Annotated in this window: 22 protein-coding genes; 20 read left to right on the top strand and 2 right to left on the bottom strand. The window is 59.8% G+C overall.

Annotation, left to right across the window (positions count from 1 at the left end):
* The first annotated feature begins 97 nt into the window (after positions 1-97).
* Positions 98-664: a cob(I)yrinic acid a,c-diamide adenosyltransferase gene (locus tag MGMAQ_RS14830; protein ID WP_046022160.1), complete on the top strand. Its 567-nt coding sequence runs from the start codon at positions 98-100 to the stop codon at positions 662-664.
* Between the two features lie 68 nt (positions 665-732).
* Here MGMAQ_RS14830 and MGMAQ_RS14825 read toward each other — a convergent pair whose 3' ends face one another.
* Entirely contained in the window at positions 733-3,732 is a 3,000-nt protein-coding gene (locus tag MGMAQ_RS14825) for a tectonin domain-containing protein (protein WP_046022159.1), read from the bottom strand.
* Between the two features lie 420 nt (positions 3,733-4,152).
* On the opposite strand from MGMAQ_RS14825, the gene MGMAQ_RS14820 reads away from it, so the two are divergent.
* The 19 genes from MGMAQ_RS14820 to MGMAQ_RS14730 all read left to right on the top strand — a co-directional run bounded on the left by MGMAQ_RS14820 (position 4,153) and on the right by MGMAQ_RS14730 (position 23,819).
* Positions 4,153-4,902: an electron transfer flavoprotein subunit beta/FixA family protein gene (locus MGMAQ_RS14820; RefSeq protein ID WP_046022158.1), complete on the top strand. Its 750-nt coding sequence runs from the start codon at positions 4,153-4,155 to the stop codon at positions 4,900-4,902.
* A 1-nt stretch (position 4,903) separates the two neighbouring features.
* Complete coding sequence (locus MGMAQ_RS14815; RefSeq protein ID WP_046022157.1) at positions 4,904-5,836, top strand: electron transfer flavoprotein subunit alpha/FixB family protein; 933 nt, start codon at positions 4,904-4,906, stop codon at positions 5,834-5,836.
* Between the two features lie 44 nt (positions 5,837-5,880).
* Positions 5,881-6,753, top strand: a complete 873-nt coding sequence (locus MGMAQ_RS14810) for a 3-hydroxybutyryl-CoA dehydrogenase (protein WP_046022156.1) — start codon at positions 5,881-5,883, stop codon at positions 6,751-6,753.
* Positions 6,754-7,414: 661 nt separating this feature from the next.
* Positions 7,415-7,846, top strand: a complete 432-nt coding sequence (locus MGMAQ_RS14805; protein WP_158498874.1) for a hemerythrin domain-containing protein — start codon at positions 7,415-7,417, stop codon at positions 7,844-7,846.
* Positions 7,847-7,953: 107 nt separating this feature from the next.
* On the top strand, positions 7,954-8,772 hold the full coding sequence (locus tag MGMAQ_RS14800; protein WP_046022154.1) for a radical SAM protein: 819 nt from the start codon (positions 7,954-7,956) through the stop codon (positions 8,770-8,772).
* A 2-nt stretch (positions 8,773-8,774) separates the two neighbouring features.
* On the top strand, positions 8,775-9,533 hold the full coding sequence (locus MGMAQ_RS14795; RefSeq protein WP_046022153.1) for a polysaccharide deacetylase family protein: 759 nt from the start codon (positions 8,775-8,777) through the stop codon (positions 9,531-9,533).
* Positions 9,530-10,396, top strand: a complete 867-nt coding sequence (locus MGMAQ_RS14790; protein ID WP_046022152.1) for a GNAT family N-acetyltransferase — start codon at positions 9,530-9,532, stop codon at positions 10,394-10,396. The genes MGMAQ_RS14795 and MGMAQ_RS14790 overlap by 4 nt, the downstream gene beginning before the upstream one ends.
* Before the next feature lie 56 nt (positions 10,397-10,452).
* Positions 10,453-11,676 (top strand): glycosyltransferase family protein, encoded by a 1,224-nt coding sequence (locus MGMAQ_RS14785; protein ID WP_046022151.1) that lies wholly within the window; start codon positions 10,453-10,455, stop codon positions 11,674-11,676.
* Complete coding sequence (locus tag MGMAQ_RS14780; protein WP_046022150.1) at positions 11,677-12,912, top strand: glycosyltransferase family 4 protein; 1,236 nt, start codon at positions 11,677-11,679, stop codon at positions 12,910-12,912.
* A complete protein-coding gene (locus MGMAQ_RS14775) occupies positions 12,909-14,006 on the top strand; it encodes a glycosyltransferase family 4 protein (RefSeq protein ID WP_046022149.1) in 1,098 nt (365 codons plus the stop codon). Before MGMAQ_RS14780 ends, MGMAQ_RS14775 begins: the two co-directional genes overlap by 4 nt.
* Positions 14,003-14,584, top strand: coding sequence for a histidine phosphatase family protein (locus MGMAQ_RS14770; protein ID WP_046022148.1), 582 nt, complete (start codon positions 14,003-14,005; stop codon positions 14,582-14,584). The genes MGMAQ_RS14775 and MGMAQ_RS14770 overlap by 4 nt, the downstream gene beginning before the upstream one ends.
* Positions 14,581-15,753: a glycosyltransferase family protein gene (locus tag MGMAQ_RS14765; protein WP_046022147.1), complete on the top strand. Its 1,173-nt coding sequence runs from the start codon at positions 14,581-14,583 to the stop codon at positions 15,751-15,753. The genes MGMAQ_RS14770 and MGMAQ_RS14765 overlap by 4 nt, the downstream gene beginning before the upstream one ends.
* Before the next feature lie 38 nt (positions 15,754-15,791).
* Entirely contained in the window at positions 15,792-16,550 is a 759-nt protein-coding gene (locus MGMAQ_RS14760; RefSeq protein ID WP_046022146.1) for a polysaccharide deacetylase family protein, read from the top strand.
* Positions 16,547-17,041, top strand: a complete 495-nt coding sequence (locus MGMAQ_RS21455; RefSeq protein ID WP_046022145.1) for a hypothetical protein — start codon at positions 16,547-16,549, stop codon at positions 17,039-17,041. The genes MGMAQ_RS14760 and MGMAQ_RS21455 overlap by 4 nt, the downstream gene beginning before the upstream one ends.
* Positions 17,038-18,957: an ABC transporter ATP-binding protein gene (locus tag MGMAQ_RS14750; protein ID WP_046022144.1), complete on the top strand. Its 1,920-nt coding sequence runs from the start codon at positions 17,038-17,040 to the stop codon at positions 18,955-18,957. The genes MGMAQ_RS21455 and MGMAQ_RS14750 overlap by 4 nt, the downstream gene beginning before the upstream one ends.
* On the top strand, positions 18,954-20,858 hold the full coding sequence (locus MGMAQ_RS14745; protein WP_046022143.1) for an ABC transporter substrate-binding protein: 1,905 nt from the start codon (positions 18,954-18,956) through the stop codon (positions 20,856-20,858). The genes MGMAQ_RS14750 and MGMAQ_RS14745 overlap by 4 nt, the downstream gene beginning before the upstream one ends.
* Positions 20,858-21,856, top strand: coding sequence for an ABC transporter permease (locus tag MGMAQ_RS14740; RefSeq protein WP_046022142.1), 999 nt, complete (start codon positions 20,858-20,860; stop codon positions 21,854-21,856). The genes MGMAQ_RS14745 and MGMAQ_RS14740 overlap by 1 nt, the downstream gene beginning before the upstream one ends.
* Positions 21,853-23,010, top strand: coding sequence for an ABC transporter permease (locus tag MGMAQ_RS14735; RefSeq protein WP_046022141.1), 1,158 nt, complete (start codon positions 21,853-21,855; stop codon positions 23,008-23,010). Before MGMAQ_RS14740 ends, MGMAQ_RS14735 begins: the two co-directional genes overlap by 4 nt.
* A 26-nt stretch (positions 23,011-23,036) precedes the next feature.
* Complete coding sequence (locus tag MGMAQ_RS14730; RefSeq protein WP_046022140.1) at positions 23,037-23,819, top strand: MBL fold metallo-hydrolase; 783 nt, start codon at positions 23,037-23,039, stop codon at positions 23,817-23,819.
* Here the strand turns inward: MGMAQ_RS14730 and MGMAQ_RS14725 are convergent.
* Positions 23,803-25,134 (bottom strand): adenylate/guanylate cyclase domain-containing protein, encoded by a 1,332-nt coding sequence (locus MGMAQ_RS14725; RefSeq protein WP_046022139.1) that lies wholly within the window; start codon positions 25,132-25,134, stop codon positions 23,803-23,805. The two genes, MGMAQ_RS14730 and MGMAQ_RS14725, sit on opposite strands and share 17 nt — an antisense overlap.
* Positions 25,135-25,165 lie beyond the last annotated feature (31 nt).

Here is a 25,165-nt window from a genome sequence, read left to right as displayed (position 1 = left end):
TCTTTGTCCCGATGGCCCGGTGCTTTAGAATGGTGAGGTAAGCCTTTCTGGCTCGGACGAGTCGGCAGGCACCCACCATCGTCAAGGGGAGCGGACCATGGTTTGGCTATCAAAGATCTATACCCGGACAGGCGATCACGGTACCACGGCCTTGGGCAACGGCGCCAAGGTGGATAAACACGACCTGCGGGTGGAGGCCTACGGCACTATTGACGAGGCCAACGCCATCATCGGTCTGGCCCGTCTTTATACCGGTGGCGAGGTGGATCACCTGATGGCCCGCATTCAAAACGAGCTGTTCGATCTGGGGGCTGATCTTTGCACCCCGATCCCCAAGGACGGCAAGGACAAGCACCTGCGCATCACCGGAAATCAGGTTCTGGCCCTGGAACGCGACATCGACGTCTACAATTCCCTGCTCGAGCCGTTGAACAGCTTCGTGTTGCCTGGCGGCGCCGCGTCGGCCGCCCGCCTGCATTACGCCCGCACGGTGGTGCGAAGGGCCGAACGGTGCATGACGTCACTGGCCGCCGTGGAAGACCTCAATCCCGAGGCCTTGAAGTATGTCAATCGGCTGTCGGACCTATTGTTCGTGCTGTCGCGGCATCTCAACGACAATGGCAAGGCCGATATCCTGTGGAAACCAGGCGAGACGGCGGAATAAAGCCTCAGAACAGAAAAAGCGCCGCCGGTGGGATCCGGCGGCGCTTTTCGTTTGCTGTCGGAAGGATCTTACTTCCAGGCGAAGATATCCATCTTGCTGTTGATCACCCAGGGTGTGCCATTGGCATCGGCGGTGATGTTATTGGCCTTGCCGCCCATCTTGACCCATTTGCCGCCGGACTTGCGGTAGGGCGTGCCGTCGGTGGCCAGCAGGAACAGGCTACCGTTGGCGCCTACGGCGACATCCTGTGCCTTGGGGGCCTTGGCTTCGTGCTTCCAATTCTTGCCGGTGTAATGGAACAGCTTGCCATTGTCGGAGACCGCCCAGGCGTTGCCTTTGCTGTCCACGTCAATGCGCACGGCAGCGCCCTTCACCTTGGAAAATTTGCCTTTTTTCCAGCGGAAAATCTCGAACCCGCCATTGACGGCCTTGGTGCCGATGACCCAAGTGGTGCCATCGGCGCCGACGCCGATATCCTTGGCGGCGCCGGGGAGCTTGGTCCATTTTTCCCCGTTCAAGGCCCAGATTTCACCCTTGGCGTTGACGCCCACCGGGTTGCCCTGGGGCGTCACGTCGACGCGGGCCAGGGTGCCGGGGAGCTTGTCCCAATTGTTTTTCTTGGCATTCCAACGGAAGACTCCGCCTTTCTTGCCAATCACCACAACGCGGCCTGCTGGTCCGGCCCCCACATCGATGGCGGCACCGGGCATCTTGTGCCACTTACCGTTGGCATTGAATGACGCGGCGGATTTGGCGGCCATCTTCTTTGCCGGGGCTGTTTTGGTAGCCTTTTTCTTGGCGGTATCCGAAGAAGCCATGGCCTTGGTGGCCAAGTCGGCCGCCGGAGCGAAGGCCTTGGTGAACGCGGCCGAGGGTTTCTTTTCGGTGGAGATTAGGAAACTCCAATACCCCAGCAATTCGCCATTGCCTTGCGCGGATTTGACCATTCGGGCCAGATTCGGACTACGCTTGGCATGGGCGATGGCATTGAGCAATTTGGGTTTCGCGTTGGCGATTTCGAACACCTGGTCGAGAGCCACCTGACCAATCATGAAGGCAGCGGAAATGATGATCTGCGGGCCCGCGCCTCCGGCCAGCGACAGCATGCGCGTCCCGGCCTCCTTGGCCACGTGTCCGGCGGCGCGGTGGGCCGCCAGGTAGCCGGCATTTTTCACCGCCTGGCTGGTCAAGGTCTTGATGGTCGTCTTCGCCATGGATTCGATGGCGAATTCGATGGCCTTGCCCAAGGCCAGCTCCGCCGCCGTGGTGGCGCCGAATTTGACGATCGATTCGGCGTCGCTGAAGTCGGCGAAACCGTTGCCCGCCGCCCCCAGGGTCACCCCCAAGACGTCCCCGAGTATGGGGATGGAGCCGGTGGCGATGCCGATGGCCGTACCAGCCGACCCCACGGCCAGGGAGTTCATCATCGCGACGGTCGAGTAATCCGGCGGAACCGTGCCGTAATCCAACATCGTTTGCAGGCCGTTGCCACGGCTGCCCTTGGCTCGCCAATAGGTATCCGCCTTTTTCCAGCCTTCATAGGCGGCCAAGGCATCTTCCGCGACGTGGGTCCGCTTGGCGGTAATGTGAGCGGAGAAAGACTTAAGAAGCTGTTTTTCCGCTGCGCTGGCGTGTTTCGGTTCCCCGATGGCGGCCATGACCCGCACCAGAACGGCGGCAGCGGCGGCCGTGCTCTTGTGAGGGGTGGTCCTGAACAGCTCGGTTTCCATGCTCAAGGCCTTGGCATAGGTGAGCTTCTTGTTCGATTCCGACGCGGCCTTCGCCGTTTCCTCGATGCTGGTCGCGATCAATTGCGGATGACGCCTGGTAATATCGAGCAGAACATCCTCGGCGCCCTTGAGACCGAACAGGCCGGGCTCCTCATACGGCTGGGAATACCAGACCATGGACTTGGCTTCGCAGGCGTCCTTGCTCTTGACGCCCGAAAGGGTCCGGTCATAGCCGCTATCGCAGCTCCAACAGGTGCCGCTTTTAATGGGCTTGAGGCCGCTCATTTTTTTGGTTTCGGGCCGTGTTTTGATGTCGTTGGCGCTCAGGCCAATGAAATCGAAAGCCTGGCCGGCCGGGCAGGTCAGGTCGGCCTTCTTGGTCGCATCCTTGAATTCAAGCCCGCCGCCCTTTTCACAGGCTTTTTTACCATGAACGGCATAGACCGTCCGATCCGAGGTCTTGGGACAGGTCCAGCAGGTGCCTCCGTCGCCGTCCCGTTGGTACGTGGCGTCCCGGAACTCACCCGGGCTGCAAGTGCCTTTTTGCACATGCTCGGCCTTGGCCTGCTTTTCCTTGACGCGCCTGGAACAAGCCTTGGCGTCGCGGACGGAATAACCGGTGCGATTGAAGCCACTTGGGCAGCTATAGCAGTAGCCGTCGATCCCGTCCCAAAACTGGCCCTTCGGGCAATCGGTTCCGAGGAGACCGGTGCCCTTGCGGTGTTTGGTGATCCGCTTGAACTCCTCGCGGGCAGGGACGAAACAGGCGTTCTTGGCGTCCACATGGGCTGCCGAGCGCTTATATCCCTTCGGGCATTTCCGACACTCACCGTCGCGGATGCCGTCATAGAAGGTACCCTTGGGACAGACCGGTCCTTCGAACGACGCGGCCATGAATTCGCCCCGGATACTTTTGTTCGGCTTGCTACAGGCCTTGGCGGAATCCACTGCCCAGGCGGTGCGCTTGAACCCCTTCGGGCAGCTCCAGCATTGCCAGGTGCCAATATCGAAGAAGGTGCCCGTGGGGCACTTGCCGAGCGCTGCGGACGCGAATTTCGCGGGTTTCTTGGCGCAACGGGGCTGGTTGGCGCCGCCACAGATCGGCCCGCTGGGCTTCTCCGGGGACTGGATCACAAGTTTCGGCTGCGACTTGCTGTTCAGGTCACTCAGGTTTACGAGGCCCGAACTGGTTTGGATTGTGGTAATGGCGCCTGGATCGATTTTGATCGTTTTGACAACCGATTTGTTTTGGTCCGCCGCCTGGGCCAAGGGCGCCAGGATCAACTGAATAACTAAAATGGCTGTCAGGCCTAGGCTTGCGATCTGTCTGCGCATCATTTCCCCATTCAAAATGTATTATTGTTTCATTGTGGGTAAGCTTATACTCTATCAACACTGATCGGTTCAAGGAGGTAGATTTATGGATTCTATGGATATCTGATATGGAGGATCGTTTTTACTCTTTAGTATTATGCCTTCCCTGTCTCATTATCAGAGTCGTTGACTGTAACGCTTCAACAGCAGTGGGCATAGCGGCAATCCCCACCGCCACCATTCGGCTCGATTATGGCTGAAACCACGAGGCCGGGTTCGCTGCATTGCTGTCCGCGACCGTGCGGTTCAAGAGGTGGCGCCGAGGCCGATAGGTGACTATTATTGGCATTTCGGGAGCACCCGTGAGACATTGACACCTTTCCGTCATCACCGTATTGTGCAGGTGCGAAATAAAACTGTTTTAAGAAGGGAATCGGGGAGTTCATGAAAGTCCTGGTCGCGATCAAACGGGTCGTCGACTACAACGTCCGCATCCGCGTCAAAACGGATGGGACGGGTGTCGAGACCGCCAATGTCAAAATGTCCATGAATCCGTTCGACGAAATCGCTGTCGAGGAAGCCGTGCGCCTGAAAGAGGCGGGAACGGCCACCGAGGTGATTGCCGTCTCCATGGGCGTCAAACAATGTCAGGAAACCATCCGCACCGCTTTGGCCATGGGCGCCGATCGGGGCATCCATGTGGAGACCGACGAGGAATTGCAGCCTCTGGCCGTGGCCAAGCTGCTCAAGGCCCTGGCCGAAAAGGAAGCACCGGAAATGGTGGTCCTCGGCAAGCAAGCCATTGATGATGATTCCAATCAGACCGGGCAGATGCTCGCTGCTCTGCTGGGATGGCCGCAAGGGACCTTTGCCTCTCGGTTGGCCCTGGCCGACGGTCGGGCCGAAGTGATCCGTGAAGTGGATGGCGGACTGGAATCCGTGTCCTTGGCCCTGCCCTGTGTGGTGACCACCGATCTGCGGCTCAACGAACCCCGCTATGCCTCTTTGCCCAATATCATGAAGGCCAAGAAAAAGCCGATCGACGGCATGACCCCGGCGGACCTGGGGGTCGATGTGGCACCGCGCCTGGAGACCCTTAAGGTCGAAGAGCCGGCCAAGCGCGAAGCGGGTGTCATGGTGGACAGCGTTGCCGCCTTGGTGGACAAACTGAAGAACGAAGCGAAGGTGATCTGATATGGGTGTTCTGGTCGTTGCCGAGCATGACAACTCGGCCTTGAAATCCGCCACTCTGAATACGGTCACCGCGGCCAAGGTCTTGGGGGAGGTCACCGTGCTGGTTGCCGGATCCGGCTGCCGTGCCGTGGCCGAGCAAGCCGCCGCCATCGACGGGGTCTCCAAAGTCCTGATCTGCGATGACGGGGCCTATGAGCATATGTTGGCCGAGGATCTCACCCCGCTGCTGGTCGGGTTGGCCGAGAGCCATGGCCACCTGCTGGCGCCAGCCACGACTTTTGGCAAGAATTTGATGCCCCGGGTGGCCGCGTTGCTGGATGTTGCCCAACTGTCCGATATCTCGGGAATCGTCGATGGTGAGACCTTTGTCCGACCGATTTATGCGGGGAATGCCCTGGCGACGGTCAAGACCAGCGATGCCATCAAGATCGTCACCGTGCGCGGCACGGCCTTCGAAGCCGCCGCGACCACGGGCGGCTCAGCGGCCATCGAGGATCTGGCCCCGGCGGGAGGCCAGGATTTGGCAGTCTTTGCCGGTCAGGAACTCACTGAATCCGAACGGCCGGAGCTGACCTCGGCCAAGGTGATCATTTCCGGTGGCAGGGGCATGGGTTCCGGTGAGAACTTTGCCTTGATTGAAACCGTGGCCGACAAACTGGGCGCCGCCGTGGGGGCCAGCCGCGCCGCCGTGGATGCGGGATTTGTTCCCAATGACTATCAAGTGGGACAGACCGGCAAGATCGTCGCGCCCGAGCTCTATGTGGCGGTCGGGATCTCCGGCGCAATTCAGCACTTGGCGGGCATGAAGGATTCGAAGATTATCGTGGCCATTAACAAGGATGAAGAGGCCCCCATTTTCCAAGTCGCGGACTATGGATTGGTGGCTGACCTGTTCGAAGCGCTGCCGGAACTGTCCGACGCGTTGGACGGATAAACAAAAACGGGATCCAAATCCCGCCATTCAAGGAGAGCTCGAGGATGATTGAGAAAATTGGCGTGATCGGCGCTGGACAGATGGGTGGGGGTATTGCCCAGATCTGCGCTGCGGGCGGTTACGACGTCTATGTGTCAGATGTCAGTCAGGATGCCTTGGACAAAGGCATGGCCGTGGTCAGGGGAAAACTCGAACGCCAGGTCAGCAAGGGAAAGATTTCCAGCGATGACTTGGAAGCGACCATGGGCCGCATCCAGACCAGTACGGAACTGAGCGTTTTCTCCGACTGCGACTTGGTGGTCGAGGCCGCCTCGGAAGTGGAACCGGTCAAGCGGACCATTTTCGACAATCTCTGCCCGGTTTTGAAACCTGAAGCGATTATCGCTTCCAACACCTCGTCCATTTCCATCACCCGCCTGGCGGCCCATACGGACCGCCCCGGCAAGTTCATCGGCATGCATTTCATGAATCCGGTGCCGGTGATGAAGTTGGTCGAAGTCATTCGTGGCATCGCCACCGATGCCGAAACCTTTGATCAAATTACCGAATTGTCCATCAAGCTGGGCAAGTCTCCGGTCAGCGCAGAGGATTTCCCGGCTTTTATCGTCAACCGGATCCTGCTGCCGGCCATCAACGAGGCGGTGTACACGCTTTATGAAGGTGTCGGGTCCGTGCAAAGTATTGATACGGCCCTGAGACTGGGCGCCAACCACCCCATGGGACCGCTGGAATTGGCGGACTTCATCGGGTTGGATACCTGCTTGGCAATCATGAACGTGCTCCACGAAGGACTGGCCGATACCAAATACCGTCCCTGTCCGTTGCTGGTGAAGTACGTGGAAGCCGGTTGGTATGGCCGCAAAACCGGCAAGGGCTTCTATGACTATTCCGGCGAGACTCCGGTTCCGACCCGCTAGATCACGTCGTGTTTGATCGGATTCGATCAAACATGAAAAACGTGATCGATTCCAATAAGGTCGCGCGTGTCTAGCGGGTCCGATTGGACCCGACACGCGCTAGATCACGTCTTGTTTGATCGGAGTCGATCAAGCACGAATAAACGTGACCGATTCCAATAGGGTCGCGTCTGTCCAGCGGGTCCCATTGGACCTGACAGGCGCGAAGGGGCGTCTCGTTTCAGCGGTCTGTTGGATTCCGTGTATATCATGACCTACCAAGCCCAGCTCCGCGCCATCGTGGCGTCGGGGCTGGTTTAGGTTTTGCCCGATGGGATGCCTGCCTGTTCCGCCAAATTGTTGCCACCACAGAGTTTTTAAGGGTGGCGGCGGAAAAGCGGTCTCCTTCGCCTTCCCCTGCCCGCCACCAGGGATGGGCCCAGTGCCGTCGTAGACGGCTGCCTAAGATCAATAGTCTTTATGTAACAATATGATAATTATGTTCTTGAGGGATTAATCAACCGACCGGCGTCAACTTGACCTTTCAAAATTCGGGGATTTATCATACAATCGTTTCGCAGGGTTAAGGAAATTTATCCATCTTGGAGGTCGGAGAATGCCGGAAATTAACACGGCGACTTCGCAAGATGGCATTCGCAGCAAAAGAAAAATTGGGAATGCCGTGAGCGAATTCGGATGGGAAGAGTCCTTGGAGATCGGGATCGATGATCTCGACGAGGACCATAAAAAGCTATTTGAAATGCTGGATGAGTTCGGTCTGGCGGCCAGTGCCGCGGCGGACTTTACGCAATTGCAGGTATTGATCAGCGAAATCCGGGGCTTCTTCGTTGCTCATATCCGCAAAGAAGACGAAATCATGGGGAAGCTCACCTCCGGTTTGTCTTTAGAGCATAAATCCAAGCACGAGCAGGAACACGGGGCATACTTGTTTGTCCTTGATCAGATCAGCGAGATGTTGCGTACCGGTCAATGGGAGAGCGCGCGCGACAACGCGGTGGGCCTGAAGAAGCTGATGTTTTTCCGTGAACTGGTCAATACGGACTACGAAATGGTCCGCTGCATGATCCAAGAGGGCATCTTCAAACCCGAATAAGCAATCGCCTTTTCGTCACATTCCTTCATGGTTTCGTGATTGGGGGATGACCTTGGCCCTTGGCCTCGCTATGTAAAGGGCAGGATCAACAAACCGGGCGCCGACCCATGGCCGTGCTGACCATTCCGCAGTTGGAAATGGATATTTCCTATATGTGCAACCTCCGCTGCGAGGGCTGCGCCCATTATTCCAACTACAGCCTACCTGGCTCCGTGGATTTCAAGACCGGCGAGGCCTGGTTGCGTCGCTGGGCCGAACGGGTGCGGCCGGAGCTGTTCGGGATGCTGGGCGGCGAACCAGCGATCAATCCGCATATGCTCGACTATGTTCGACTGGTCGCCGAGCTTTGGCCCGATACCAAGCGGCTGCTGATCTCCAACGGCCTGCTCTTATACAAATACCCGGATCTCTGGCAGACCCTGGTGGATACCGGCACCAAGCTGGAAGTGAGCTGCCACTCCACCACCGACCAGAAATACCTGGCTCAGTTCAATCCCCGCTTGGCCGAGATCGAAGCGGCGCGGGAGGAATACGGATTTGATTTCCGGCTGCGCCATTCCGAGAACTTCTACAAAGCCTACCGAGGCGAGGGGGCGACTATGAAACCCTTCGACGATGGTGATCCGGCAGCCAGCTACAAAGTCTGCGACAATCGCAAATGCTGGACTTTGCATCTGGGGCGGATCTGGAAATGTCCGCCGCTGGCCTTCTTGGGGCTGGTGGCTGACAAGTTCGATCTGTATCAGCACGAAGAATGGTGGCCCTACATGCAGTACAAGGGTATCGGCCTCGATGCCTCGGACGAAGAGTTGGAAGACTTCTTCGACCGGCGCACGGAATGGGTCTGCGGCATGTGTCCTACCAAGCTGGACCGCCAGCCCATGAACGTGCTGCCGAAAAAGATCGTCCGCGACGCTGCTGAATAATCATGGAGAACCGCGCTGCTTTCGCCAAAGCCCTTCGGACCGAATTGGACCGTTGGCAGGCGGCGGGGCGGGTCGCCCGGCTGTGGTGGCGCGATGACGATGCCACCGGGCCGCATAGAGCTCTCGACCAGTTGTTCGATCTTTCCACATCATTTCAAGCCCCTCTGGCCTTGGCCGTGATCCCCCTCAATGTCTCGCCTGGCGATTGGTTGCGCGGCCCGGTGACGGTGGTTCAGCATGGGGTGGCGCATGTTAATCATGCCCCTCGGGGCAAAGGGCTGGGCGCCTGGGAGTTGGGTCCCCATCGATCCCCAGCAACGGTGCTGTCCGAGGTGGCCGACGGTCTGGCTCGCCTGAACGATCAGTTCGGCGACCGTCTCTTGAAAGTCATGGTGCCGCCTTGGAATCGCATTGACCTCGCCCTATTGCCGGGCTTGAAGGAACAGGGGTTTCTCGGTTTATCGGCGGAGGGCGAGAATGAGAGCAGGGAACCTCTGCCCGGGTTCTTGCGTCACGACGGCCATGTGGACCCATTACGCTGGAAAGGCGCCGCCCGTTTCGGCGGATGGGAAAAGGTCGGCGGGTGCTTACTGGAACGTCTGGCCCGGATTGAGCCTGATCAGGTCACCGGACTGGTGACTCATCACCGGGAAATGGATAAGGCGGCCTGGGTCTTTGTCGAAACTCTGTTGGAGATCACTCGCGACCATCCGGCAGCCCGCTGGGAACATCCGGAAATCCTTTTCGGGGGCGCGCCATGAGCATCCGCCTGCGCCCGGCCCACAAGAAAGACGCTCCAGCGGTGGCGCGGTTGCTGCATACCCACATGAATCGCAAAATCCCCGAAACGCGGTGGCTGCGCTTGTTTGATCCGCCCTGGTCCCGTCCGGTCGAGGCGCTTGATCATGGCTGTCTGGCCGAGGTCGACGGCGAGGTGGTGGGATTTATCGGTCGCATCTACGCCGAGCGACGGATCCGCGGACAACGGGAACTAACCGCCTCGCTGAGTTCCTGGTATCTACGCAAGGAATTTCGCCAGGGCTCCCTGGGCCTGGACCTGTATCAGACGTTGTTGGATGATCGGGGCGCGGCAACCTATAGCGTCGTCAGCATCGCCCGACGCACGCTGCCGCTATATGACCGCTGGGGCTTTGGTCTGCTGGATAGTCATCGACGGGTCTGGAATCGGACGGAGGCGCCCATCAAGGTGGAAATTCTCACCGATCCGATCTCTTTTGAATCTCGATTGACCACGGATCAGGCGCAAATTCTGCAAGACCACTGTGCGTTCGATTTGCTGCCGGTCTGGGTGGAAGGTGACGCGGGCAGCGGCCTGTTCATCTTCGTTGCCAAGCGCAAGGATGGGCATCGGCTGCATCTGGACCTGCTATATGGGGACAACGGCGCCCTGTTGGCCGAGGCCGCCCCGGCCCTGGCGCGCACCCTGCTGCCAGAAGATTCCGCCTTGTTGGCTGCGGACGAGCGATTCCTAAGGGGATGTGATGGTACCGCGACCCGGGAACAGATCCCGGTGCCAAGACGCTTTCTGTCCGATCACCTGCAACCGCCCGACCTGGACTTTCTCTATTCAGAAATCGTGCTGTTGGACCTGAAGCTGGATTGAACAGGCGGAACCGTGCTAATTTCCGCCCGCGCATCGTAAAAACGTCGGAGAAACCCATGAACCCGACCCGCGACGGCAAGCGTATCTTGATCTACAGCCATGATAGCTTCGGGCTTGGGCACCTGCGGCGCTGCCGCCGTATCGCCAACTACCTGGTGGATCTGTGGCCGGATCTATCGGTTCTGATTATCTCCGGCTCTCCGATCATCGGCAGCTATGAATACCGCACCCGGGTGGATTTTGTCCGCGTTCCGGGCGTGATCAAGCTGCGCAATGGCGAATACGAGGCACTGAATTTACATCTCGACATCCATCAGACCCTGGACCTGCGCGAGGCGATAATCCAGCGTACCGCGGAGGTTTTCGACCCGGACCTGTTCATCGTGGACAAAGAACCCCTGGGGCTGCGCGGGGAAGTGCGGAGCACGCTGGAAATGCTCAAGGCGCGCGGCACGCCTTGTGTCTTAGGCCTGCGCGATATTATGGATGATCCGGATATTCTCGAACGGGAATGGGAGCGCAAGGGCGTGGTGGATGCCTTGGAAAGGTTCTATGACGAGATCTGGGTCTATGGGCTGAAGGAGATTTACGATCCGCTGCAAGGTCAGGCTGTTTCGTCCAGGGTCAAGGACCGGGTGAAGTTCACCGGCTACTTGTCCAGCGTGCTGACCGAGCAACGTCCTATGCCGCAGGATCTGCCCTATCGGGATATTCCCTACATCCTGGTGACCCCAGGCGGTGGCGGGGACGGTGAGGAAATGGTGGATTGGGTCATATCGGCCTATGAAACGGGGGTTGATATTCCCTATCCGGCCCTGGTGGTGTTCGGGCCCTTCATGGCGCCGGAAACCCAGGCCGCGTTCCAAGACCGTATCGACCGCCTGCCCATGGTCATAGCCATGGACTTCCATAGCCGTATGGGGGCCATCATGCAGCGGGCCTCGGTTGTGGTCGCCATGGGCGGCTACAACACTTTCTGTGAGTTGCTGTCCTTGGATAAACCAGCCTTGATCGTGCCGCGTACGGAACCGCGCCTGGAACAGTACATCCGTGCCACGGCGGCGGAAAAACTGGGACTGGTGCGGATGATGGATGCCCGTGGAGGGCGCAGTTCCCTGCAAATGGCCCGGGCCCTGTGTGATGTGGAGTCCTGGCCCCGACCATCGGAATCAGCCGGTTCGAATTTGATGACCGGATTGGAGACCATCGGTCATTTCGCCGAGGCTCACCTGGGGGCAGCCACCGGACAGACGCCGTTGACTTTGGTTCAGGCGCGCTGAATGACCCGTCGGATCGGCTTGGTTCTGAAGGGCTATCCCCGCCTGTCCGAAACCTTTATCGCTCAGGAAATCCTGGGTCTTGAAAAGCGTGGGCTGGACATCACGCTGATTTCCCTACGTCATCCCACAGACAAGGCGGTGCATCCGGTGCATCGGGAAATCAAGGCGCCGGTTCTCTATCTACCGGAGTATCTGTACCAGGAGCCCCTGCGGGTCTGGAGGGGGTGGCGGATGGCGCGCAGGCTGCCGGGCTATGGCAAGGCGCTGGCTACCTGGTGGCGGGATCTGAAACGGGATTTCTCTCCCAATCGCGTGCGCCGCTTTGGGCAGGCCCTGGTGTTGGCGCGGGAACTGGATGACCATATCCCCTGGCTCTACGCCCATTTTTTACATACGCCGGCCTCGGTAACCCGCTATGCGGCCACGATGCGTGGCCTGCCTTGGAGCGTGTCGGCCCATGCCAAGGATATTTGGACCTCGCCGGACTGGGAAAAAGTGGAAAAGCTGGCCGATTGCGCCTGGCTGGCCACCTGTACCGAGGTCAATCGGGCTCATCTGGCCGCCTTGGCCCCGGACCCGGGTCGGGTGCAGCTGATCTATCATGGGCTGGATCTGTCGCGCTTTCCCGATCCCGGTCGTTGCCACTCGGAAGCGGACGGCGGCGATGCCATCCATCCGGTGCGGTTGCTGTCGGTGGGGCGAGCGGTGGTCAAGAAGGGCTACGATGTGTTGTTGAGATCCCTGGCTCTTTTACCCAGGGATCTGAAGTGGCAGCTAGCCCATATCGGCGGCGGGCCGGAGCGAACAGCGCTTCAATCCCTGGCTCGAGAACTGGGGGTGAATGATCGGATCCAGTGGTTGGGGGCGCAGCCTCAGGAAAGGGTCATCGAGCAGTATCGGGCGGCCGATCTCTTCGTCCTGGCCTGCCGGGTAGCCGACAACGGTGATCGGGACGGCCTGCCCAATGTGCTCATGGAAGCCCAGAGTCAGCGCCTGCCGGTGGTTTCCACCCGGGTCTCGGCCATTGGAGAATTGATTCGCGAGGACCAAAACGGCCTTTTGGTGCCATCAGAGGATCCCCAAGCGCTCGCTCACGCAATAGAACAATTGATCAAAAACCCGGATAGGCGCCAAAAACTGGGGAATCGGGGGCGTGAGGTGGTGGAGAAAGAATTCACGGTGGAAGCGGGATTGGACAAGCTCGCGGCCCGTTTCGGGTTGGAGAAAAGCCCGTGAGGGTTGCCTTCTATGCCCCCATGAAGCCGCCGGATCATCCGACGCCGTCGGGGGATCGGGAGATGGCCCGATTGGTGATCAAGGCCCTGGAACAGGCTGGACATTCGGTTCAATTGGCCTGCCGGTTTCGCAGCCGCGACGGGCGCGGCGATCCGGCCAAGCAGGACCGATTGGCGCAGGTCGGGGATTGGCTGGCGGGGAAGTTGATCGAGCGATTCAAAAACGATCCGCCCCGGGCCTGGGTTACTTATCACCTCTACTACAAGGCACCGGACTGGCTTGGACCCCGGGTGGCCACGGCCCTTGATATTCCTTATGGCGTGATCGAGGCCTCCCACGCGCCAAAGCGGGCGGGCGGGTCCTGGGACAAGGGGCATTGGGCCGTGACCGAGGCCTTGGGCCGGGCCGATTGGGTTCTGGCTCTCAATCGCCATGATCTGGCCTGTGTTCAGCCGGTTCTGCGCCCTGAGGCGAACGTTCGTTTCCTGCCGCCCTTTCTTGATCCACCGGCGCTGGAAGATCGCGACTCTGTCCGCGCTTCCTTGGCCGCCCGATACCATCTGCCCATGGACGAGCCCTGGCTGCTGACCGTGGCGATGATGCGCGAAGGCGATAAGCTGGCCTCTTACCAGGTACTGGGTAAAGCCCTGAACCACCTGCGGGACCGGCCATGGCGGCTGATGGTGGTCGGGGATGGCGCGGCGAGAGCCCAGGTGGAGCAACGCTTGGGCCGGGATCGGGTAAGCTATTTGGGGCAGCAACCGCCTGCCGCCCTGCCCGCGATCTATCGCGCCGCGGATCTATTCGTCTGGCCCGCCGTCAACGAGGCTTTCGGCATGGTCTTCCTGGAAGCTCAAGCCCAGGGCCTGCCCATTGTGGGCGGATTAACGGGCGGCGTGCCGGACGTGGTTCGGGTGGGGCGTTGCGGCCTGCTGCCGACGGTGGGAGACTCAAGGGCCTTTGCCGATTCGGTGCGGGCTCTGCTTGATGATCCGATTCGCCGTCGGTCCATGGGGCAGGCGGCGCTGGACCGGGTCCACGACCATCACCATCTGATCAACGCGGCACAGGCTTTGAAAGATCTCTTATCATGACCGTGAGACTCGCCATTTTGCGCCATGGACCCACGGCCTGGAACCGCGAAGGGCGATTGCAGGGGCGTAGCGACGTGCCGTTGGATGGAGCCGGGCGCAAAACCGTGTCGCGCTGGCATCTGCCGCCCCACATGGATGACTGGCGACTCTTCAGCAGTCCCTTGGAACGGGCCATGGAAACCGCGACCCTGCTTTGTGGTCGCGAGCCACTGGCTGATCCCCGCTTGACCGAGACCCACTGGGGAGATTGGGAGGGCCTGCTGTTAGCCGATTTGCGTGATCGTCCCGGGGCCCAGGGGCTGACGGGGCGTGACTTCCACGCCCCCGGTGGGGAACCGCCACGCGACGTGATGGCCCGACTCACTTTCTTTTTGTCCGAACGGTCAAGGTCCGGCGAGAATGCCGTTGTGGTCGCCCATAAAGGGGTCATTCGGGCTTTGTATGCCATGGCCAGCGGTTGGGATATGGTGGGCAAGCCACCGCAAAAACTCAAGGATGGCTGCTGGCATCAGTTTACCCTGAACGCCAGTGCCCAACCCGCAGTCGAACACCTGAACGTTCCCCTGGAGTCCCCATGATCGCGCGCCCCGTCCTTATTCATGTGCAGCACTTGCTGGGCATCGGCCATATCGCGCGCGCAGCCGCCATTGCGCGGGCCCTGGCGGCATCGGGAGTGGAAACCGTGGTGGCCCATGGCGGCTTTCCCAATCCCAATATCGATTTTGGCGGCGCGCATATGGAATTTCTGCCGCCGGTGCGGGCCACCGATGCCTCGTTCCAGACCCTGGTGGATGAGAACGATGAGCCACTGAGCGATGACTGGAAAGCGCGGCGGCGGGACCAGTTGCTGGCCTTGTTCGACGCGGTGAACCCTGGCGTGCTGGTGACCGAGCTTTATCCGTTCGGGCGTAAATCTTTGCGGTTTGAGTTGGAGCCGTTGATTGCCCGCGCGCGCGGGCATGACCCGGGCACCTGGGTGATCTGTTCCGTGCGCGACATTCTGGTGACCATGAAAAAGCCCTCGCGCTATGCCGAGATGGCCGATATCGCCAACCGGGACTACGACCGCATCATGGTACATGGGGACCCGACGGTGATTTCCTTCGAATCCACCTTTCCCTATCCGGAACGGATCCAGCATCTGCTGACCTATACCGGGTACATCGCGCAGAAGCAGAATATCACCACCGTTGCCGGGTTGGACGAAGTGCTGGTTTCGGCTGGCGGTGGCGGGCGTAGCGAACCTCTATATCGGAGCGCCATGGGGGCCCGGGCGCTGAGCGCCTTGCATGATCACACATGGCGGCTGCTGATCGGCCACGGCTTGCCCCAAGACCGGTTTGACGTCCTGGCCGACGAAGCACCCGAAGGGGTGATTGTCGAGCGGGCGCGGCCGGATTTCACCGCCATGTTGGATCACTGCGCGTTATCCATTTCCCAGGCCGGCTATAACACGGTGACCGATATTCTCACCGCCGGGGCGCGGTCGGTGCTGGTGCCCTATGCGGAAGGTGGGGAGACCGAACAAACCCTGCGCGCCAAGTATCTGGTGGAGCGGGATCTGGCGCGGATGGTGGAAGAGCCTGATCTGACCCCGCAAAGCCTGGCGGCGGCGGTGGAATCGGCGCTGACCCTGAATCGGCCGGATGTCAGCGGCATGGCTATGGGCGGTGTCGCGGAAACGGTCCGGTTGCTGACCGATTGGACCAGCAATCCACCGAAACGCGAACCGTCACGAAAGCGTTGATTGCCAGCGAGAGCAGGGCTGTTCATACTGATTCCGTTATGACCGATCCATTTGCCCCCTTGAATGCTGAATTGGATGCCTGGCGGCTTACCGGGCGCCGCGCCACTTTATGGTGGCGGGATGATGATGCCACGGAGCCATCGGCCCCTTTGGACCGTCTGCTGGCTTGTTCGGCGGATCGTGGCATCCCTTTGACCCTGGCGGTAATTCCCCAACCGGCCACCCGGTCCCTGGCGGACCGTTTGGCGGGAAATAGCCTGGTGCGCGTGGCCCAGCATGGTCTGGCCCATAGCAATCATGGATCCGGCGAGGAAAAGAAAATAGAGTTGGGCGGAACGCTGAATGATCAAGAAGTGGCCCGCCACTTGGGCGATGGGCGCGCCATTCTGGATCGGCTGTTCGGGCCGCAGATGGTGCCCATGATGGTGCCGCCCTGGAACCGCATTCGTGATTCAGTGGTCAAAATGCTGCCGGATCTGGGTTATCGGGCCCTGTCGACCTTCAAACCGCGTGCCGCACCGGTGGATGAGCGGGGACTCCGTCTCCTCAACACCCATGTGGATATTGTCGATTGGTCCCATGATGCCCGGTTCCCCGGGGCGGAAAGAGTGATTGCGACCCTCGTCAACCATTTGAAAGCGCGCCGGGAAAACCGCGTGGAGCCATTTGAACCCACGGGACTCCTGACCCATCATCTGGTAAACAAAAACGAATCCTGGGATTTCCTCGATCAGTTGGGAGCGATGACCAGGGCACACCCGGCGGCAGACTGGGTTACTTGGGAGGAACAGACGTGACGGCTCTTTCCCGCAGCTTCAGCCCAAACCGATCCGCCTTTGGCGGCGACCTGTGGCGTGGCGTGGCGGGAGCCTGTCTTTGTCTGGCGCCAGTGTTCCTGGGCGTTCGGCACCCGATATCCTTGACCATCCTGCTTGGTCTGGCGGCCCTTTTCGCGGGCTATGGCTTGCGGGCATGGGACAAGGGGAGGACCCGCTATGAGCTCGATCCCACTGGGGTCACCCGAATGGGAGAGCCCGAAGCGTCGCTCCGCTGGCTGGATTTGGACAAATTGGATCTGCGTTACTATTCCACCCGCCTGGATCGGGATGGCGGCTGGATGTGCCTGAGCCTATGGTCGGGCCGTCGCAAGATGACGCTGGACTCACGGATGGGAAATTTCGAGCCGATTCTGAACGCAGCGATCAAGGCAGCCGAGACCAATCAGGCGAAACTCTCCGACACTACCCGGGCCAATTTGGCCGCCCTGAAAGAAAAGGGGCTGCTGTGAAGGATCTGCTGACCGTCGAGAACCTAGAAGTTAAATTCACTTTGCATTCGGGTGAGATGGCGGCGGTGCGCGATATTTCCTTTCGCATGCGGCCGGGCAAGACCGTGGCGCTCGTGGGCGAGTCCGGGTCCGGCAAATCGACAGTGGCTCAGGCGATCATGGGCCTGCTGCCCAACAATGGCCGGGTCTCGGGCGGCACCATCGCTTTTGACGATCACGGAAAGTTGGGGGACGCCAACGGCGTGCGGCGGGATTCCAGCAAGCGCCTGCTGCTGGCCGAGATGCCGCGCGACGGCAAGTGTATGCAGAAGGTGCGTGGCGGCGAAATCTCCATGATTTTCCAGGACCCCATGACGTCCCTGTCGCCGCTCTATACGGTCGGCAATCAGGTCAGCGAGGCCCTGGACCTGCATCTTAGCGGTACCGAGCTGGGCAAGAAAGCTCGGGTGCTGGATATGCTCGACCGGGTCGGGTTCCCCGATGCGGAGCGCGCCTACGAGATGTATCCGTTCGAGCTGTCGGGGGGCATGCGCCAGCGGGCGATGATTGCCATGGCCCTGGTCTCCGGCCCATCTTTGCTTATTGCCGACGAGCCCACCACCGCGTTGGATGTCACGGTACAGGCGCAAATTCTCAAGCTGATCAAAGATCTGCAACGGGAATTCGGCATGGCAGTGCTGCTGATCACCCATGACCTGGGCGTGGTGGCGAACATCGCCGACGAAGTGGTGGTCATGTACCACGGCCAAGTCATGGAAAGCGGCCCGGCGGACGAGATTTTTGCCGACGCCCAGCATGATTATCTCAAGGCCCTGTTCCGCGCCCTGCCGCGTTTGCACGGTCACGGGGACGAGCGATTGGTGCCCATCCGCGAGGTCAAGGTGCAGCATGGTGACCTGTTGGGGGCCAAAGAACCGCCGCCGGAAGGGGCCGATCAATCCAATCCCCTGCTCACCGTGCGCAATCTGGACAAGATCTTCACCGGCAAGAAGAAAGGCAATCTGTTCGGGGTCGGACCAAATGTGGTCCATGCGGTCAATAACGTTTCCTTCGACATTGCCCGCGGCGAAAGCCTGGGGCTGGTGGGCGAAAGTGGTTGCGGCAAGACCACGGTCAGCAAGATCATCATGCGGGCCTTGCAGCCCAATGGCGGTGCGCTGTGCTTTGATGATCACGGCGAACCGGTGGACCTGTTGGCGCTCAACGACAAGAAGATGATCCCCTATCGGCGGCGCATGCAGTATGTGTTTCAGGATCCGGCCAGCTCCCTGGACCCGCGCATGACGGTGTTCGGGTTGATCAGCGAGCCGTTGGAAATTCATGGCCTGGGGGACAAGGCCTATCGTATGGACATGGTCAAGGAACTGATGAGCGCCGTGGGGCTCGATCATCGCTTCCTCAACCGCTATCCGCACAGCTTCTCCGGCGGCCAGCGGCAACGGATCGGCATCGCCCGGGCTTTGGCCTTGCAGCCGGACCTATTGCTCTGCGACGAACCGGTCTCGGCCTTGGATGTATCGGTACAGGCACAGGTGCTGAACCTGCTCAAGGATTTACAGAACGAGCTCAACCTGACTTACCTGTTCGTGTCGCATAATCTGGCGGTGGTGCGTTATCTCTGCGACAGGATCCTCGTCATGTGCAAGGGTCGGGTGGTGGAAGAGGGGCCGACAGACGCCATTTATGAAGATCCCCGACATCCCTATACCCGCACCTTGTTGGCGGCGGTGCCCGATGCGGACCGGGGCTCGGCCTGGCTCAGTGCTTTCGCCGGCGAGGCCGAAGGCAGCGGATCGGATCCGGAATCCTGGCCCAAGCCCTATGCCTTGCAGGGGGATATGTCCGGACTCATGCAGACCGTGGGCGATGGCCATCGGGTGCTGGTGACCGGTGACAGGTCGGAGGTCGCCGCATGATGCGTCTTGGCTCTCTACTGGCCTTGTCCTTGATCGTCCTGGCTACTCCGGCGCGGGCACTGGTGGAAACCCCCATGCTGGTCGAGCCGGTGGCGGCGGGAACAATGCCACCGGTGGGCGAGCGGCTGCCGAGCGTGCCCTCGGTGGTCAAGCTGACCGGTGACGACCAGCCGGGACGCCACGGCGGTACCCTGCGTACCCTCATGGGCCGAGCCAAGGACACCCGCATGATGGTGGTTTACGGCTATGCGCGGCTGGTGGGCTATGACACGGATTTCGATATCAAGCCGGATTTGCTGGAAAAGGTCGATGTGGCGGACGGTCGGGTGTTCACCTTCCACCTGCGGCCCGGCCACAAATGGTCCGACGGCCATCCTTTCACCAGCGAGGATTTCCGCTACTGGTGGGAAGATATCGCCAACAATCCGGAAATGTCCCCCAACGGTCCGCCGCAGATGTTGGCGGTGGACGGCCAGCCGCCGCGTGTGGAGTTTCTCGATGAAACCACCGTTCGCTATAGCTGGGACAAGCCCAATCCCCGATTTCTGTCCATGCTGGCCGGTGCGCGGCCTTTATACCTTTTTGCTCCAGCCCATTACCTGAAGTCCTTTCACAAGAAGTACCAGAAACCGGACGCCTTGGAACAACTGGTTAAAAATGAAAAACAGCGTAACTGGGTGGCCTTGCAGTTCCGCATGGGGCGCATGTACAAGACCTCCAACCCGGATCTGCCGACTCTGCAGCCTTGGGTCCTGCGCACCAAGCCGCCGTCGGACCGCTTCATTTTCGAGCGCAACCCTTTCTATCACCGGATCGACGAGGCTGGGCGGCAACTGCCCTACATCGACCGGGTGATCATGTCCATCTCCGATAAGAAGTTGATCCCGGCCAAGGTTGGGGCAGGGGATGTGGACCTTCAGGCTCGGTATTTGTCGTTCAATAATTACACCTTCCTCAAGCAGGGGGAAAAGCGTAACGGCTACCGGGTGCTCTTGTGGCGCCGTACCAACGGGTCGCAGGTGGCGCTCTATCCCAATCTGAACACCAAAGACCCGGTATGGCGGGAACTGATGCGGCAAAGCGATTTTCGCCGGGCCCTGTCCATGGCCATCGACCGGCACGAGATCAATCAGGTGATCTATTACGGGTTGGCCCTGGAAATCTGCGATAACACCCTGCCGCAAAGCCCGCTCTATCATGAAGACTGTGCCACCGCCTGGGCCCAGTTCGACATGGATACAGCCAACAAGATGCTCGATGGGTTGGGCCTGACCGAACGGGATGACCGCGGCATCCGCCTGTTGTCCAATGGTCAGCCATTGGAAATTGTTGTCGAAACCGCCGGAGAAAGCGTCGAGCAGACCGACGTTCTGTCGCTGATCGGCGACAGTTGGCAAAAGGTTGGCGTGAAGCTCTATCCCAAGCCTTTGCAACGGGAATTGCTGCGCAACCGGGTATTTTCCGGCGCCACCACCATGAGCGTCTGGTGGGGGCTGGACAATGCCCTGGTAACCCCGGACATGGCGCCCAACGAACTGGCCCCGGTGAATCAAAATAAGCTGATCTGGCCCAAGTGGGGGCAGTATTTCGAGACCAAGGGTCATGCGGGTGAACCCATCGATTATGCCCCGGCGGCGGAATTGATGGATCTCTACAACCAATGGATCGTCTCCAAGACCACCGAGGAAAGGCATAAGATCTGGCGCCGCATGCTGGACCTCTATGCATCGGAGGCCTTGACCATCGGTACGGTGGCGGGCGTGTTTCAGCCGGTGGTGGTGTCGGACAAGCTGCGCAACGTGCCCCAAGAGGCGACCTATGGCTGGGACCCGGGCGCGCACTTGGGCATTCACCGGCCCGATACCTTCTGGTTCACCGATACGGGTGAGGGGGGGCAATAATGGCTGGATATCTGGTCCGTCGCCTGCTCGGGATGATTTTCACCTTGTTGGTGATCAACGCCCTTATTTTCGTCATCATTCAGCTACCGCCCGGGGATTTCATCTCGGCTTATATCGCCGAGTTGGAGAGCCAGGGCGAGATGGTTTCGCCGGAAAAAATCGAGTTCCTGCGCGCCCAGTATGGCCTCGACAAAGGGCCGGTGGAGCAATATGTGGATTGGATGCTGGGCATCCTTCAGGGGGATTTTGGCTATTCGTTCGAATATAATCTGCCGGTGGTGGATGTGGTGGGCGACCGGGTGCCGCTGTCGATCCTGCTGAACGTGGCGACCATCATCTTCATCTATCTGGTGTCCTTCCCCATCGGCGTCTATTCGGCCACGCACCAATACAGTTGGACCGACTATGGCCTGTCGTTCCTGGGATTCCTTGGATTGGCCACGCCTAATTTCCTGCTTGCCCTGGTCTTGCTGTATTTTGCCAATGTCTGGTTCGGCACCTCCATCGGCGGGCTGATGGACCCAACCTTCATCGGTCAACCCTGGAGCGTCGCCAAGGCCCTGAGCGTGCTGGAGCATCTCTGGGTGCCGGTGGTGGTCATCGGCACGGCGGGCACGGCGGGAATGATCCGTCGGCTGCGCGCCAACCTGTTGGATGAACTGCATAAGCAGTATGTGGTGACGGCTCGGGCCAAAGGTGTGTCGCCGGGCAAACTGCTGGTCAAATACCCCCTGCGCATGGCTCTGAATCCCTTCGTTGCCGATATCGGCAACCTGTTGCCGCAGGTAGTGTCCGGCGCGGTGATCGTTTCCACGGTCATGTCCTTGCCGACCACCGGGCCGATCTTGTTGCAGGCCCTGCAGAGTCAGGATATCTACCTGGCCGGATCGTTCCTGTTCCTGCTGGCGGTGCTGACCGTTTTCGGCATGTTCATTTCCGATGTGTTGCTTGCGGTGCTGGATCCGCGCATCCGACTGACCGGGGGGAAGGCCAAATGACCGAACGCCTGCCCCATTACGTCTCCGACGAGCCTTTTGTTCCGCAGGTCGATCCGACCCTGAGCAAGGAACAGGAACGGCTCTACATGGCCTCCCAGTGGCAGATGATGTGGTGGCGGCTGAAACGGCACCGCCTGGCCGTGGGCTCCGGGCTGGTGCTGGTGCTCATGTATTTCTCCGTCCTCATATCGGAGATGCTGGCGCCCTATAGCCTGCATACGCGCAATACCGACTTCATCTATGCCCCGCCCCAGGGCATTCATCTATTCGACAAGGGCGCCTTTGTCGGGCCGTTTGTCTATGGCCTCGACTATCGGCTCAACATGGAAACCCTGAAGCGGGAGTACACCCCCAACCCGGATAAGATCGACCGGCTTCGCTTCTTCTGCCGCGGCGATCCCTATGAGTTCTGGGGCCTGATCCCGATGGACTTTCATCTGGTTTGTGCCCCCAAGGACAGTACCTTGTTCCTGCTCGGCACCGATCGGTTGGGCCGGGACATGTTCTCGCGGCTGATTTTTGGCGCGCGGATCTCGCTATCCGTCGGCCTGTTGGGCATCACCGTCAGCTTTATTCTCGGCATTACTCTGGGCGGCATGGCCGGATATTTCGGCGGCTGGGTGGATAATGTCATCCAGCGGATGATCGAAATTCTTCGCTCCCTGCCCGAACTGCCCTTGTGGATGGCCTTGTCGGCGGCGGTGCCGATCAACTGGAACCCAGTCTGGGTCTATTTCTGTATCACCTTGATCCTGGGACTCTTGGACTGGCCGGGGCTGGCCCGTGCCGTGCGGTCGAAGCTGCTATCGCTCAAAGAGGAAGACTACGTGACCGCCGCCGAGATGATGGGCGCGCCTCCCTCGCGGGTGATTGGCCGGCATTTGCTGCCCAACTTCCTCAGCCATTTGATTGCTTCGCTGACCCTGGCCGTGCCGACCATGATCCTCGGTGAAACGGCCCTGAGCTTCTTGGGATTGGGTCTGCGTCCGCCGGTGACCAGTTGGGGCGTGTTGTTGACCGAAGCGCAAAATATCGAGGCAGTGGTGCTTTATCCTTGGTTGATGATGCCCGTTGTCCCTGTTGTTATTACAGTTTTGGCGTTTAATTTCCTTGGCGATGGACTCCGGGACGCGGCAGACCCATATCATCAGTAGGTGAAACAATTGGACAGCAGCCCATCATGCAGCTGACCTTTCTCGGCACCGGCGCGGCCTTTACCGTCGCCGACGGCAACTTCCAGAGCAATATGTTCGTGGAAGCATCACCGATTCCCGATGATCCTGTTAATCGTCGCGGCCTGCTCCTGGACTGTGGCAGCGACATCCGTTGGTCCATGAAGGCCCAGGGGCTCGACCATACAAATGTGGATGCCCTTTACATCAGCCATCTGCATGCGGACCATGTGGGCGGCCTGGAATGGCTTGCCTTCCGCCGCTATTTCGATCCAGATTGCGCGCCACCGGACCTATTCATTCATGAAAGCCTGGTGGATGAGCTTTGGACCCATTGCCTGCAAGCTGGGTTGGAAGGCCTGAAGTTCGGCAAGGCCGACCTGGAGACCTATTTCACGCTGCATTCCTTGCCGTCCGGCGGAACATTTCAATGGCAAGGTCTGGCGTGCCGTCTGGTACGGTTGCCCCATTTCATCTGCGGGGATCAGCAATCACATTCCTATGGTCTGATGATGGCCATCAATAACCGCCGTACCTTGCTGACAACGGACAGTATGTTCCATCCCGAAACCTTGGCTCCTTTCTACGAGGAGGCGGATGTGATTTTGCAGGATTGTGAAACCCTGGTGAATTGCGAGTCCGGGGCCCACGCCCATTACCACCGTCTCCTGACCCTGCCCGAAGTCTGGCGCGAACGCATGTGGCTATATCACTACAACGACGGAGGCTTGCCGGGGGCTGACGGCTTCAAGGGATTCGCCCAACCGGGACAGGTCATTTCTCTCGCGTGACGGCCGAGAACTGAGTGGGGGCCGAGCGGCCCTTGACCGTCACCTCGCCCTTGGGCGCCACATGGAACCCGTTTCCAGCGGCGGTAAGAGTGGACTCCGTGGCCAGAACATAGGTCCCATATTGCTTGTTCATCTGTTCCAGGCGGGCGGCCACGTTGACCTCGTCTCCGTGGACAGTGAACAGCAGCCGGTCCCGGGACCCGAAGGCGCCAACCACCACCTCACCGGTGTTGATTCCACAGCGGGTGAGAAAGCGCAGGTTCCGGTCGCCGAACCTGCGCTCGGCCACCGTTTCCTGAATGGCCAGGGCCACTTCCAGCGCGTGGCGGGCATGGTCCGCATCGGGACGCGAGGCATTGAAGGTCACCAGCAGGGCATCGCCCTGATACTGATCGATGACACCCTCATGGGCCTCGATAATATCCGACAGGGTGGCGAAATAGTCGTTCAGTCCACTCATCAATTGCGGCGGGGTGATTTTCTCGGCAATGGTCGAGAATCCCTCGATGTCGGTGAACAATACCGAAGCGGTGCGCATTTCGCAGCTGCCCGGTTGAATCTCGCTGTCCGCATGGGTGACTCGGTCGACGACCTCTTGGGTGACGAAACGCGACAAGTCCTTGGCCGTGGTTTCCGACGACACGGCGCCATAGAGCAGCCGCTTGGCCCGCACCAAAGTCAGAGCCAGCACGCCGGTGACGGTCAGGATGACGAAGATCTTGTCCACCTCGGCGCCGATCAGCACCCAATGACCGGTGGTGTATTCAACGAAATTGCGGGTGATGACCCCCATGCCATCGGCGGAGTCGCCTATGGCGTAAATCACCAGCCCGGCCCATCCCAGGGCCGCGGTCACGCCGCCAACCACCACGAACAGCGGATCGAAGCGCAAGGCGCGCAAGGTGATGAAGATGAAGGCATAGAGCAGAGTCGGGGCTTTTAGATAGAACGGCGCGGGCTGCATGTATTGGATATGGAATACCCAAATTAAGGCCATCAGGAGCAGGATATCCACCACCACCCCGACCAGGGAAATTCCCCGCCCCGAGAACCCATTGTGGATCAGCGCCAGGCGCACCACGGAAAAAGCAAAGAAGGCCCCGATGGCCCAGGGCACCGGGGCGAATTCCGTATTCATGAAGCCCTTGGGGGCAATGGCGTATAGCACGCCGAAAAAGGTGATGATGGTCAGTTGCACCCAGGCAATGAGAATCTCGCTGCCGTGCTGTTGACGCTCAATGGCGCGGCAAACCCGCTCCGGCAATTGGCCTTGTGGTGGGTCACCGAACAAGAACTGGGCAAGTCGGGCGCGCATGGGTTTCCTGAATGTGATCGGGTTCATGGGT

The organism is Magnetospira sp. QH-2, assembly GCF_000968135.1.
Classification (GTDB): Bacteria; Pseudomonadota; Alphaproteobacteria; order Rhodospirillales; family Magnetospiraceae; genus Magnetospira.
Note: the sequence above shows the minus strand (reverse complement) of the source record. Positions and strands in the feature narration are given on the sequence as shown.